Annotated in this window: 10 protein-coding genes; 5 read left to right on the forward strand and 5 right to left on the reverse strand. The window is 68.9% G+C overall.

Going from position 1 to position 12,520, the window contains the following annotated elements; genetic code table 11:
• Positions 1 to 63 precede the first annotated feature (63 nt).
• The 3 genes from ACZ4S3_RS19490 (at position 64) to ACZ4S3_RS19500 (ending at position 4,506) form a co-directional block, all read left to right on the forward strand.
• Positions 64 to 687, forward strand: coding sequence for an RraA family protein (locus ACZ4S3_RS19490; protein WP_467935718.1), 624 nt, complete (start codon positions 64 to 66; stop codon positions 685 to 687).
• Between the two features lie 1,347 nt (positions 688 to 2,034).
• Positions 2,035 to 2,898 (forward strand): hypothetical protein, encoded by an 864-nt coding sequence (locus ACZ4S3_RS19495; RefSeq protein ID WP_467935722.1) that lies wholly within the window; start codon positions 2,035 to 2,037, stop codon positions 2,896 to 2,898.
• 72 nt (positions 2,899 to 2,970) lie between these two features.
• Positions 2,971 to 4,506 carry an amino acid permease gene (locus tag ACZ4S3_RS19500; RefSeq protein ID WP_467935725.1) on the forward strand — a complete coding sequence of 512 codons (1,536 nt, stop codon included), beginning with the start codon at positions 2,971 to 2,973 and terminating at the stop codon, positions 4,504 to 4,506.
• 228 nt (positions 4,507 to 4,734) lie between these two features.
• On the opposite strand, the gene ACZ4S3_RS19505 is transcribed toward ACZ4S3_RS19500, so the two are convergent.
• The 3 genes from ACZ4S3_RS19505 to ACZ4S3_RS19515 all read right to left on the reverse strand — a co-directional run bounded on the left by ACZ4S3_RS19505 (position 4,735) and on the right by ACZ4S3_RS19515 (position 8,802).
• A complete protein-coding gene (locus tag ACZ4S3_RS19505) occupies positions 4,735 to 6,456 on the reverse strand; it encodes an acyl-CoA dehydrogenase family protein (protein ID WP_467935729.1) in 1,722 nt (573 codons plus the stop codon).
• An 84-nt stretch (positions 6,457 to 6,540) separates the two neighbouring features.
• Entirely contained in the window at positions 6,541 to 7,098 is a 558-nt protein-coding gene (locus tag ACZ4S3_RS19510) for a PadR family transcriptional regulator (RefSeq protein WP_467935732.1), read from the reverse strand.
• Positions 7,099 to 7,230: 132 nt separating this feature from the next.
• On the reverse strand, positions 7,231 to 8,802 hold the full coding sequence (locus tag ACZ4S3_RS19515) for a hypothetical protein (protein WP_467935736.1): 1,572 nt from the start codon (positions 8,800 to 8,802) through the stop codon (positions 7,231 to 7,233).
• A gap of 203 nt (positions 8,803 to 9,005) precedes the next feature.
• On the opposite strand from ACZ4S3_RS19515, the gene ACZ4S3_RS19520 reads away from it, so the two are divergent.
• A complete protein-coding gene (locus ACZ4S3_RS19520) occupies positions 9,006 to 10,301 on the forward strand; it encodes a PucR family transcriptional regulator (protein ID WP_467935738.1) in 1,296 nt (431 codons plus the stop codon).
• An 89-nt stretch (positions 10,302 to 10,390) separates the two neighbouring features.
• On the opposite strand, the gene ACZ4S3_RS19525 is transcribed toward ACZ4S3_RS19520, so the two are convergent.
• On the reverse strand, positions 10,391 to 10,555 hold the full coding sequence (locus ACZ4S3_RS19525; protein ID WP_467935740.1) for a hypothetical protein: 165 nt from the start codon (positions 10,553 to 10,555) through the stop codon (positions 10,391 to 10,393).
• Between the two features lie 153 nt (positions 10,556 to 10,708).
• On the opposite strand from ACZ4S3_RS19525, the gene ACZ4S3_RS19530 reads away from it, so the two are divergent.
• Entirely contained in the window at positions 10,709 to 11,131 is a 423-nt protein-coding gene (locus tag ACZ4S3_RS19530; RefSeq protein WP_467935743.1) for an LppU/SCO3897 family protein, read from the forward strand.
• 136 nt (positions 11,132 to 11,267) lie between these two features.
• Here ACZ4S3_RS19530 and ACZ4S3_RS19535 read toward each other — a convergent pair whose 3' ends face one another.
• Positions 11,268 to 12,440: a macrolide family glycosyltransferase gene (locus ACZ4S3_RS19535; RefSeq protein WP_467935747.1), complete on the reverse strand. Its 1,173-nt coding sequence runs from the start codon at positions 12,438 to 12,440 to the stop codon at positions 11,268 to 11,270.
• Positions 12,441 to 12,520: the final 80 nt, after the last annotated feature.

Raw genomic sequence — 12,520 nt, forward strand, 5'->3', positions numbered from 1 at the left:
GAAACGCCCCCATAGCGCCAGGCCCCGTTCGTTGCGAAAGGGGCTCCCGAATGAAGGAGGAACATGAACGACGTCACCGGATTCAAAGACATTCCCCCGACCACTCTTGCCGACCTTCTGGGACGCGAGCAGGTCATGGATATCGGCATTCGCCCTCTGTGGCCCTCGATCCCGCGAGTTGCCGGACCGGCGTTCACCGTGCGGTGTCCTCCTGGTGACAACCTCATGCTGCACGCGGCTATCCATCGCGCGGAACCTGGCTCGATCATCGTCGTCGAAGCGGGTGACGTGGACTACGCCCTTGCCGGCGGCAACGTGTGTGCCGTCGCTCAACGTCGCGGGATCGCAGCAATCGTGGCCGACGGAGTGATGCGTGACCTCGCCGAGGTGCGCGAGAGGGGATTTCCTGTGTTTGCCAGGGGAGTTATCCCCATCCCGGGCACCAAGGCGGCCGTTGAGCCGCTCAATGTCCGGGTGCGGTGCGGCGGTGTGATGGTGAGTGCCGGCGATATCGTGGTGGCCGACGAAGAGGGCGTTGTGGTCACTCCCCGCGCCCGTCAGGAGCAGGTGCTCCTCGCCGCCCAGGCGAAGTTGGCCAAGGAGGCCGACGAATCCCTCGATGCATGGGAAGAGGCGCATCGCGCTCGCATCAACAAAATCCTCGATGACAAGGGTTTCGCAGACTGATCGACACCGTTCAAGGCTCGACACCGACGCGGCGAGCACTCAGGAAGCCCCGCCCCGTCTCAACAGCCGGCGGCCGTCCTCCGAGGCCCAGGGGCGGTGGCGCTCAATGGGGGGTGGGGTGTACGGGGCGAGTTCCGGAGCACTCGCCCCCGCGTGACAGGTATTGGCCAGCCCTCTGTCATATGACTTTCCGGCAGCTGCCCCCATTTGGCCGGCAACGCCTCATACGACGTGCCCTGATAGACGTCCGCCAGCTGCTTAGCGGTCGCAGTGGAATCTTTGTGGTTGTCACCCGCCTTCTGCGCGAAATCTCTCATGTGGGACGCGAATTCGCGGAACTTATCCGCGTTGACGTGTGGACGTTCGGCCAGTTCATCCCGATGAAGCGAAAAGGGGCTATCAGCCGAAGACCCGGCGCGTACGCCCGTATGCCCGTACGCCCGTACGCCCGCAGAGGGGCAGGGCGGCCTTTGCGCGCCTGGGCATACACCTCCGCCGCCGCCCCTTGGGGTGGCCTTCGTGTTGGCGGGGCTCTTCCAGGACCGGATCGAAGGAATCCGGATCGATGCCACGCCAGGTGTCCAGGCATCTTCGACACGGAAATCGTAGTCCGGAACTCCGCTTGACGTATGCAGACCGCAAGCATGTCCGCGGCGGTCGGGCCTCCGGGGAGCCCGCACGAGGATCGCCGACGCCGCCCTCGCGCCGCCACAGGGCCACTCGATGAACATTCAAGCAATTCTTTCCGCTATCACCCTCTTTAGGTGGTATTTAGGGCTTTGGGTTATCGCTGGAGATGAAATCGAACGAGATTTATCGCCAAGGAATGGGCGCAATCGCGCCGCAGTGAATAGTCTTCCCTCTCAAGCCGACACTTCTTGAACGAAGTTGACAGGCTATGCGCACAGGACATGTATCCCCACGTACAGGAGATTCCGGTGATTGCCCCTCATGGCCGAAAGGATGCCGGTCCGATACCGGGACCGGCGCCCACTTGCGCCCTGAGGCCGGGCCTGTGCACGCGTTACCCCGCGGATCCGCCGAAGCGTCCGATGCTCGGCCCGGATGAACGCCATTGCCGGACCCCGGTGTCCCATGACCAGGACTGCCGGTCCCATGGCCGTTCGCTCAGCGTGACGAGCTCGCCCGTACGTCGGACTCCGCCGCGGCGGACGCCCACCTGGAGGCAGGAAAAGTGCCCGTTGATGCCGCCCTCGCGCACGGTGAGGAACTGCTCCCCTCGCCCGAGAAGACCGTGACGGGACAGCTGTGAAACGCAAACGGGTATTCGACCGGCATCCGGCACGGGACGACTCCCCGTTGCGCACGGTGGTGGAGGACGCAGCGATGGGCAGATGGGAAGGCGCACGCGAACTGCTGACCGCGACCGGTACCGACTGGGACCGCCGGATCTTCCGCCTCCAGGTACTCGCCCGCGCCGGGGCGCGGCTCACCTTCGCCGACACCTGGGCCCAGGCCGAACCGCGTTCTCCGCATGCCCTGGCTCTCCTCGCCACCGTCCAGGCCCTGCGCTCGATGGCCGGCCCGCGCGGGCAAGGCAGCGGCACGGAGATGGAAGCGGCGTGGGAGCTGTGCCATGCCGCCGGTGATGCCCTGCCTGCCGATCCGACGCCGTACGTCGTCATGCTCGCCCTGCTGCGCTTCCACTCCCCCGACCGCGACCGGCAGTGGCGGGAGACGGTGCAGAGCGTGTGGCAGGAGGTCGAGGCACGCGACCCGTGGAACAGGGAAGCGCACCACGAGATCCTCACCTACATGTTCCCCGACTGGCACGGCGTGGCGGGCGAGATGTTCCACTGGGCGCAGGACCGGTGCGCCCATGCCCCCCGTGGCATGCCGTTGCACATCTTGCCGCTGGTCGCGCTCGCCGAGTCGCACCGCCTGCGGATGAAGAAGGAAGGCCACCGGTACGGCCTGACGGTCCATCCCTGGACCGACAACCCGTCGACCCAGCAGGCGTGGGTGAACTGGTGGACGTACCGGGCTCCAACCAGGCCGCATGCCGCCTTCCATGATGACGCCAACTACCTGGCCCACGCGATGTCCTTCGCGAATCAGCACCGGGCGGTGGCGGAGGTGTTCGACGCCATCGGACCGTATGCCACGGATGTGCCGTGGAGCTACTGCGGAGACGCTCAACAGCTCTTCACCCGTCATCGGAACTGGGCGGTCAAGGCGTCCGTACCGTAGCGCCGCCTCGAGACCGGCAGACCGATGTCGTTCCGCAATTCACCGTGCCACCAACATGGAGAGGGCCCAGCCATGCCATTGGACATTCCCAGCGTTACGCAGACGGAGGAGGAACGCCTCGCCGAACTCGGTATCACCCAGACGTTGGACCGCTCCATGTCCGGGCGGCAGAACTTCGCCGTCTCGTTCACGATCATCAGCATCCTGTCCGGCTGCCTGACCATGTACGGGTTCGGGATGAACACCGGCGGGCCGGCCGTGATCATGTGGGGCTGGGTTCTCGTCGGTCTGATGACCCTTTTCGTCGGCCTGGCCATGGCGGAGGTCTGCTCCTCCTACCCGACCTCCGCCGGCCTCTACTTCTGGGCGCACAAGCTCGCCCCGAAGAAGTCCGCGCCGGCCTGGGCCTGGTTCACCGGCTGGTTCAACACGCTCGGCCAGGTGGCGGTCACCGCAGGCATTGACTTCGGCGCCGCGTCGTTCCTCAACGCCTACCTGAACCTTCAGTTCAGTTACGCCGCCACCCCCATCCACACCATCACGCTCTTCGGGCTGATCCTCCTGCTGCACGCCGTGGTGAACACCTTCCGCGTGCGCGTCGTCGGCTTCTTCAACACCGTCTCGGTCTGGTGGCATCTGATCGGCGTCGTCGTGATTGTCGGCGCCCTGCTGGTGATCCCCGACAAGCACCAGTCCCCCGGTTTTGTCTTCACCGAGTTCGTCAACAACACCGGCTGGGGCTCCGCGGTCTACGTCGCGCTCATCGGTCTCCTGATGGCGCAGTACACCTTCACCGGCTATGACGCGTCCGCCCACATGACGGAGGAGACGAAGAACGCCTCGGTCGAGGGGCCGAAGGGCATCGTCCGCTCGATCGTCGTGTCCTGGGCAGCCGGATTCGTGCTTCTCTTCGGCCTGACCTTCGCCATCCAGTCCTACACCGGCGCCCTGAAGTCCGGCACCGGGGTCCCGCCGGCGCAGATCTTCATGGACGCCCTCGGCGCGAGCACCGGCAAGCTGATGCTGCTTGTCATCATCGGCGCCCAGCTGTTCTGCGGTATGGCGTCCGTGACCGCGAACTCCCGCATGATCTACGCCTTCTCCCGCGACGGGGCGCTGCCGTTCTCCTCCGTCTGGCACAAGCTCCACCCGGGGACCCGGACACCGACCAACGCCGTGTGGCTGGCCGCCGGCGGTGCGTTCGTGCTCGGTCTGCCGTATCTGTTCAACACGACCGCGTACGCCGCCGTCACCTCCATCGCGACGATCGGCCTCTACATCGCCTACGTCGTGCCCACCCTGCTTCGGCTGCGCCAGGGAGAGAATTTCCGGCGCGGTCCCTGGCACCTGGGGCGCTGGTCCAAGCCCGTGGGCCTGATTGCGGTCACCTGGGTCGTGATCATCACCGTTCTGTTCATGCTGCCCCAGCTGAGTCCGGTGACCATCGAGACGTTCAACTACGCGCCCCTCGCCGTGGGTGTGGTGCTGGTCTTCGCCGGCACCTGGTGGCTCGTCTCCGCCCGCAAGTGGTTCCTCAACCCGCAGCACCCTCGGAACAACCCGTCGCAGACGTCGGTACCGGAACAAGCGCACTCCGCCTCACGCTAGGCCCGCGCCCACCCGGCCGCGCCCGCCAACGGCCCGCCGCCCCGTCCCAGGGCCTCATTCCCTGCGGACCGGGCGGCGGGCCGTCCCCGTTCCGCCGCCGCGATCACGGCGGCGAGTGGCGCTGATGCCCGCCCTGCCCGGAGCGGTGTGCTGCTCCGGGCAGGGCGACCGTGCGTCCCTCTGAACCGCTCCTCGACAGGCTGAAGCGGCCGGGTGGTGCGGAGGGTGTTACGGCGCCATCTCGTACGTACCGGCCAGCGCCTCGACGCGCTCCCAGACCCGCGTGGAGCGGGCGTCGTCGATGACCGGGCGGCGGACCGCGCCCAGCGCCCAGCGCTGCTGTTCCTCGGTGGCGGAGTCCTTGCCGTGCAGCTCGACGGCGTGCGCGGAGAAGTCACGTACGAGGACGGCGAACAGCTCGTCGAGCACATCCGTTTCGAGGCCGGTCAGGCGGGCCTGCTCCAGGATCAGCTGGCCGTGGACGACCAGCGCGAACAGCTGGCCGACCGCGAGGAGCAGGTCGAGGTCGCGGCTCTGCTTCTCGTCCGGGGCGGCGGTGGTGACGAACTCGCAGAGGGCGTCGGCCTGTTCGCGGAAGCGGGCGACGTTGGGCACCTCGGCGTAGCCGTCGTAGGCGGTCCGCCAGTCGTGGAAGCGTATGGAGCCCAGGCCGCGGGCGGGTCCCTGCTGGAAGAGGAACGCGTCGTCGGCCGCGTCGAGGCGGGTCGGCACCGCCTCGTACTCGGCCGGGTTCAGCAGGTGGTTGCCCATGAACTTGAGGATCAGGGCGAGGTTGACGTGGACCGTGCCCTCCAGCTTCGGCAGGCCTCGGATCTCGGTGGCTGCCTGGGCGAAGTAGGTGTCCTTCTCGAAGCCCTTGGCCGCGATGACGTCCCACATCAGGTCGATGACCTTCTCGCCCTCGGTGGTCACCTTCATCTTCGTCATCGGGTTGAAGAGCAGGTAGCGGCGGTCGTCGGGGCCGGCGGAGCGGAAGTAGTCCACGGCCCGGTCGCTGAACAGCTTCATGCCGACGAGGCGGACATAGGCGTCGGTCAGCTCGCGGCGTACGTGCGGGAAGGCGGTGACGGGGCGGCCGTAGAGGATGCGGTTCTGCGCATGGGTGACGGCCTCGTACATCGCGTGCTCGCAGATGCCGATGGCGCCGGTGCAGAGGTTGAACTTGCCGACGTTGACGGTGTTGAGGGCGGCGTCGAAGGCGGCGCGGCCGGTGTGCAGGACGTCGTCGGGGCCGACCGGGTAGTTGTCGAGGCGGAACTCGCTGACGTACTTCGAGGAGTCGACGACGTTCTTGACCAGGTGGTACGCCTCGTGGCGGCTGTCGGCGGCGAAGAAGACGTAGCCGTCGGGGCCCTCGATGTCGGTACGGCGGCCGAAGACGGAGACGAGTCCGGCGGCGTTGCCGTTGCCGATGTAGTACTTGGAGCCGCTGGCCCGGAAACCGCCGTTGCCGTCGGGCTCCAGCAGCATGTCGGTGGAGTAGATGTCGGCGCCGTGGCTCTTCTCGGAGAGGCCGAACGCGAACACCTCGCCCTGGGAGAGGAGTTCGGCCGCGCGGGCGCGGACGGTGGCGTTGTCGCTCTGCCAAATCGGGCCGAGGCCGAGGATGGTGACCTGCCAGGCGTACCAGTAGTCGAGTCCGTAGAAGCCGAATATCTCGTTGAGGGCGGCGATCCGGGCGGTGTCCCAGCGCTTGTCCTGCTGCCCGTCGGCGGCGGAGGCGGGCGTGAGGAACGTCGCGAACAGGCCTTCCTTGGCGGAGAACGCGAGGAAGTCCGCCAGCCAGGCGCGGGAGCGGTAGTCCTCGATCAGCTTGCGCTTGCCGCGCGCCTCGAACCAGTCGACGGTGGCGCGCAGCAGCCTGCGGGTCTCGGGGTCGAAGTGCGCCGGGTCGTAGGTGCGCGGGTTGAACAGCAGCGGGTCCGCCATGAGTGTTCGCCTTTCCGGCTTGGGGGTTGAGGGGTGGTGGGCTGTGGCGCCGAGGGGTGGTGGGCCGCGGTGCACGCGCGGCTTTCAGCGTGCGGGACGGAGTCGGTGAAGGGTGGCGAGGACGTCGTCGAGCCAGGCGATCGTCATGCGTTCGTACGCGATGCCGCCGCGCAGTACGACGTGCTGGAGCTCCTGGCCGGCATCGAGCGCTTCGTCGGTCTCGGGTCCGGTGAAGTCACGCCGCTCCCCCGCGAGATAGTGCGCGAGCCGGTCGGTGTGCGCCTGGCGGTGCCGTTCGACCTCGCGGATCAGTGCGGCGGGGTCGTCGAAGGCCGCGCCGCGGATCTTCACGGCGAGGTCGTGCCGGACGCTTTCGGGTTCGACCGGCTCGTGGAGCCACTCGGAGAGGGCGGTCCGTCCGGGGTCGGCGACGGAGTACTCCCTCTTGTCCGGCCGGCCCTGCTGCGGCACCTCACGGACATCGATCCAGCCGTCGCTCTCCATGCGTTTGAGAACGCGGTAGATCTGCTGGTGGGTGGCGGTCCAGAAGTATCCGATGGACCGCTCGAACCGCCGGGACAGCTCATAGCCGGAACCCGGCTTCTCCAGCAGGGAGACGAGGATCGCGTGCTCGAGCGCCATGCCCCGATCCTTCTATGCAACTCGTTGCATAGACAAGCGGCGCCGCCCGAGTGAGACACGGCTCACCCGGGCGGACGGAGCATCTGGAGACCGGTGGCCCGGACAGGAGGAAGCAGACCACCGGCCGCCGGCTCAGGCAGGCGGCAGCTTTCCGTGGCCGAAGAGCTTGCGCTCGTCATGCAGGGCGAACGGGGTGGTCCTGAGGTCGGCGATCTGGATGCCGAAGATCTTCAGTTGCAGCATCAGCTCGGTCTTCAGGTCGTAGCCCGCGCTGAGCGCCCACGCCGGAGCGCCGCCGCCGGTGGCCGCCGCGGCCCGCCCGGTGAGGTGAACGGAGAGATCGCCGCCCACGCCCGCAGTGTCGTAGAGGAACACCTGGGCGTGCGCCCCGATGCGGGCCGTCGCGGAGGCCGCGCCCGCCACCCGGGGCGCGGCGCCCTTGGTCTGCTGGTGCGCCGTGTGCAGCGGCTGCCATCCGTGTCCGCGGTCGTAGGACGCACCGACGGCGAACGAACCGGAGGTGCGCTGGTCGGCGTCGAGCACGATGCGCCCGCCGGCGGTGAAGCGGTAGGTGAAGGTGACCTCGGTGCTGACCACGACCGGGACCGGGCCCACCCAGAAGACGTGCCTGCCGGTGACCACCGCCAGCGGCACCGCGATCTGCCCGGTGTCGGCGGTGCCGCGCACCTTGCCGTGCACCTGCCAGCCATAGGCGTAGGAGCCGCCGAGGCCGACGGCCGCGCGCTGCGGCAGCAGGTTCAGCCCGCCCCGCTTCTCGTACTGGAAGATCAGCTCGGGCCGGAACGTCACCTTGCCGGACAGCCGGGCCGGAGACGTACCAGTCGCCTCCACGCCCTTCGGCAGCGGCACATTGACCCCGAGCCGCAGGGTGGTGAGCGCCTTCGCCGCGTCGGGCGGCAGCGCACCGCCGCGCGGGGCGGCGTGGGCCACGCGGGCTCCGGGCCGGGTGAGCTGGGTGCGCGCCGCCCCGGAAGCCGACTCGGAGGCGGCGGCCGACGGGCTGGGCGAGGCCCCGGTCGGCGTGTCGGAGCCGGCGCCGGCGGTGGGAGCACCGGCGTCGGCGTCGCCGGACGACGGGCTCGCTCCGTCGGACGGCGTGGCCGAGGCGCCGCCGCCCTGGCCGCTTCCGGCGGGCGGATGCTGCACGGTGACGCCGGAAGAGAGCGGCTTGACGGTGAGTTCACCGGCGCGCAGCGCCGCCCGCCGGTCCACCTTCTGATCGCCGAGCAGCTCCGAGAGCGTCGCGGGAACCGTGGTCACCCGGACCTCGCCGCCCCGGGACCCGGTGACCTTGCCCACCTTGAACAGCGCCCCCGACGGCGCGTGCCGGTTCGGCGCGGCGGCGATGACGTCCCCTGTGCGCACGGTCTTGCCGGCGGACGGCTTCACCACCGCCTGCTGGCTGCGGGCGTCGTACGACGAGAGCCGCACGGGGACCGAACGGCCGGAATCGGCGGGTGCGTCGGAGGGCTGGGCGACGACGGCGGCGCCCTCCGGACCGGCGGCTCCGGCGCTGCCGTCCGGCACGCTCTCCGGGTCCGCGGACCCGGTGGCCCGTATGCCGGCCGGGGGTGCGCCGGAACTACCGGAGTCCGCGAGCAGGGCGTGGGTGCCGAGGGCGGCGGGGACGAGTACGCCGACCGCGGCGGCGGGCACCGCGATACGGCGCCAGGAAACGGCCATGGAATTCCTTGCTGGTGTGGGGGTGACCGGGGGGGGGTTGCAGGGGCCGGGTACCGAACGACGGACGGAACGGACGGATCCTCATGACGACGGAAGAGTCGTCCAAGATCGAACATCTGTAGGGGTTCGGGCGGCTTGCTCGTAGCATGGCGATGAATGATCGCTTTCGCCATGGGGAAAGACACCGAGTCGGGAGGGGATGGGTGGAGAGTTCCACAACGGTGCCGGAGGCCGTCGCCGCGTTGCACGCCGGAATCGACGGCCTCACCGACGAGGTCATCCACGCTCTCCGGGACCAACTCCCTTCCTACGCAGTGGTGTCGGCCGACGAGCTCCGGCCGCGGGTGCGGGCATCCCTGCGCAACGGGCTGTCGCTGGTGCGACGCTGGTCGGACGAGGAGCGCCGGTCGCCGCTGGGATCCGGGCGCGGCGGCGGCCGGACGTACGGCACCCTCCCCACCACACATCTCGACGAGGTGACGGCGCCGGCCCGCTCCTTGCCCGTCGAAGACCTCATCTCGGCGTACCGGATCGGCACGGACATCGTCTGGCGGCGGTTCGGCACGGAGATGGCGGCCCGGCACGGCACCGCCGAGGACCTGCTGCCGATCGCCGAGACACTCCGCATCTGGGCCGATGCCAACACCCTGCACATCATCCGCAGTTGCCGAGCCGGCGCCCGGGGAGGAGCGGCGGCGGACCGCCGGCGGACGGCGCTGGTCCGCGCGCTGCTGCTCGGGGAGGCGGACGTCGTGGGGGCCGGCGTCGTGGACCCGGCTGGTGTCATGGCAGCGGACGTCGTGGACGCGGTCGGCGCAGACGAGCGGAGCGCCGCCCTCCGGCTCCCCTTCCGCGCACGGCTGCCCGGCGCTCCCGGCTCCGGCCATCCCCGAGGGACCTCGGGTAGCGGTGTGCGCGACTCCGGTGACGGCGTCCTCGCCCGTACCGTCGATCTGCTGCGCCCCTGGCTTGTCCTGGACGCCGCGGGGAAGCCCCTGGTCACGATCGTGGACGGGGATGCGGCCGGGCTGCTGTCCTGCCGGCCGGGCGGGCTGTGCCGCGGGCTGGTCGTGGGACTGGGTGCCCCGGCGCCCGCGTCCGGACTCGCCACGGAATTCACCAAGGCCACCCAGGCGCTCCGCGCCGCCGTCGGCTGCGGGCTCGTCGGGGCGTTCACCCGCGAGGAACTGGGACTGCGGGCCACGGTCGTGGCGATGCCGGCCGTGGGTGAACAGCTGGTGCAACTGCGCCTGGCACCGCTGGCCGAACGGGGCGAGGACGGCGCTCAGTTGGAGGACGCGGCGGCCGCCTACCTACGACAGGGGCTGCGCCTGGAGGCCACCGCGCGGACCCTCTACGTGCACCCCAACACCTTGCGCAACCGCCTCCGGCGCTTCGAGGAGATCACCGGCACCAGCCTGCGCGACCCGGCCGACCTCGCGGAGATCTGGTGGGCACTGACGCACCGCCAGGTGCACGGCGACAGCCCGGTGAGCTGAGGCGCGCCCCTCCCCCTGCGCAGACGTTGGGCTGACGTTGCCGCGCTGCGCTTCCCTACTGAGGCCGCTGCCTGTCGTGTTGCCCGCGCTCACACCGGCCAGACGGATCCGGAGGCGTCGGTGGTGGGCTGCAGGACCGCTTCAGTGACGGCTGCGGTGCGCAGGCGGGTGCCGCGTTGGGAGTCGTCATCGCGCAGCATCTGCGCGTAACCGTGCTCGCCGTCGGTGGCGAAGCGCAGGAGGTTGAGCATCACGATCCCCGTCGTCTGCTGCCGACTGCCCAGGAATTCGGTGCGGTGCCGCCTTCTGGGGTCGCTGACTGACGGGCTGACACACGACGGTTAGCCTGCACAGGTCGTCATCACGATGATGTGCGCACCAGCAGCCAACCACGGGGGAACTCAGTCATGTCCGCACCGCCGCCGCCCCGCCCGAATCAGCCGCGGCGGCCGGGCGGGCGGCGAGGGGCCCCGCGTGCGCTGCTCACCGCCGCCGTGGTCCTGGCCGTCGTTGGCGGGGCGGCTTGGTACATGGGGAAGGGCGCCACCGAGCCCAACGGCGGGAAGGCCAAGGCGGAGGCCTCGCGGGCCGCACAGGCCGAGGTGAACAAGGAGTACAACCCGCCGCGGGTCGGCGACTGTGTGAAGTTCCTGGGCCCGGCAGAGGACGCTCTGACGCAAACGGTCGACTGCGCCTCCGCCGAAGCCGAGTACAAGACGAGCGAAAGGCTGACCGGCGCCGACTCGAAATGCAGGTCGCACTTCGACAACAGCGTTCATGTCTCCCCCGGCCGGGGCGTCGGTTTCACGGCGTGCTTCACCAAGATCTGACCATCGGCCTGCCATCGGTGCCCTGAGAAAGGCTCAGGAAGCGCGTATCGCGGATGACGCTGAGGGCAAGGTCGACAGACATTCCGGTGAGGGACCACGATCCACCTCTCCCGATCGCGGCGTCACGAGACGCCCTTCAGCGCAGGTGCTCCTCGATCAGATCCGCGCCCCGGGCGGCTCCGCCGCTCTCCCGCACGACCCTTTGCATCCGTTCGAGGTTGGCTCGTACCGCGGGATCGGAGGCGACTCGGGCGACCGCGGAACGCAGCGACTCGGCGGTCACCTTGGTGGCGTCCAGTTGTTCGCCGAGCCCCAGTTCCTCCGCTCGCCCGGCATTGGCGGCCTGCTCCGGCATCTGCGGAACCGTGATCAGTCCGACGCCGTAAAACAGGGACTCCATCGTGGAGTTCATACCGGCGTGGGAGATAAAGGCCGCGGCATGTCGCAGCACGGCCGGCTGGGGGAATCGCGGTCGGACGTCGAAGTTGGACGGAATATCTCCCAGCAGAGCGGGATCCAAATCGCCTACGGTCATGGCCACTTGATAGGGCCCGTCACCGAAGGCTTCGATGCAGGTGCGGTAGAACTCGGAGCGGTCGGTGAAGACCGTCCCCAGCGAAATGAACAGTACCGGCGCTTCGGGGTCGGCCGGCGACCACGGTTCGGCGTGCTCGCGGCTGCCCAGCGAGGGGCCAACGAAGTGGAACCGTGCGTCGAAGGTGTCGCCGGCGGGCTGGAACTCCCTGGGAATGAACACGAGGTTCAGTTCTTCCGTCATGTCCAGGAGGCTTGCCGGATCGAGGGCGATTCCGTGTTCGGCGGTGAATTCCGCACAGCCGGCGGCGACCGCGGCCATGACGGGATTCTCGTCGCCGAGCCCGGCCATGAACGTGGCGAACAGCGAATACGACGCGTTCGAGGCGAGGTTCGGAACGCAGCGCACGGCGGGCAGACCCAGTTGCTCGGCGAGAACCCGGGGCGGCCAGTTCATCGTGTCGTAGCAGATCGCGTCCGGCGATGCGGTGAGGCAGTGTTCTCGCAGGACGGGGTAGGCCGCGCTCATCGATGTGAAGAGCTGCCCCATGAAGACACCGAACGCTTCGGGACCGAACTCGCTGGGCGGCGGGAACAGTTCCGGTGTCGGGAGCTCCACCCAGCGGGCGCCCGCCTTGGTGACCGCATCGGAGTGTTCCACTGCGGTTGCGTAGTCCACACGGTGCCCGCGCCGTACGAGTTCCTCGACCAACGGCAAGGTGGGGTTGACATGCCCGTGCCCGACAAGAGCCACAAATAACAGATGCTTCTGCATACCGCAGATCCTACCCAGTCCGGAATTCCGGGCCTCGCCTCCCCCGTACCGCACCGGCGAACGCCACCGGACGCCACCGG

The sequence above is a fragment of the Streptomyces sp. NPDC028368 genome (assembly GCF_055565615.1).

Excerpts from the sequence above, each read along its gene's own strand:
- ACZ4S3_RS19490 (WP_467935718.1), top strand. The coding sequence starts at position 64 with ATGAACGACGTCACCGGATTCAAAGACATTCCCCCGACCACTCTTGCC.
- ACZ4S3_RS19495 (WP_467935722.1), top strand. The coding sequence starts at position 2,035 with ATGGGCAGATGGGAAGGCGCACGCGAACTGCTGACCGCGACCGGTACC.
- ACZ4S3_RS19500 (WP_467935725.1), top strand. The coding sequence starts at position 2,971 with ATGCCATTGGACATTCCCAGCGTTACGCAGACGGAGGAGGAACGCCTC.
- ACZ4S3_RS19505 (WP_467935729.1), bottom strand. The coding sequence starts at position 6,456 with ATGGCGGACCCGCTGCTGTTCAACCCGCGCACCTACGACCCGGCGCAC.
- ACZ4S3_RS19510 (WP_467935732.1), bottom strand. The coding sequence starts at position 7,098 with ATGGCGCTCGAGCACGCGATCCTCGTCTCCCTGCTGGAGAAGCCGGGT.
- ACZ4S3_RS19515 (WP_467935736.1), bottom strand. The coding sequence starts at position 8,802 with ATGGCCGTTTCCTGGCGCCGTATCGCGGTGCCCGCCGCCGCGGTCGGC.
- ACZ4S3_RS19530 (WP_467935743.1), top strand. The coding sequence starts at position 10,709 with ATGTCCGCACCGCCGCCGCCCCGCCCGAATCAGCCGCGGCGGCCGGGC.
- ACZ4S3_RS19535 (WP_467935747.1), bottom strand. The coding sequence starts at position 12,440 with ATGCAGAAGCATCTGTTATTTGTGGCTCTTGTCGGGCACGGGCATGTC.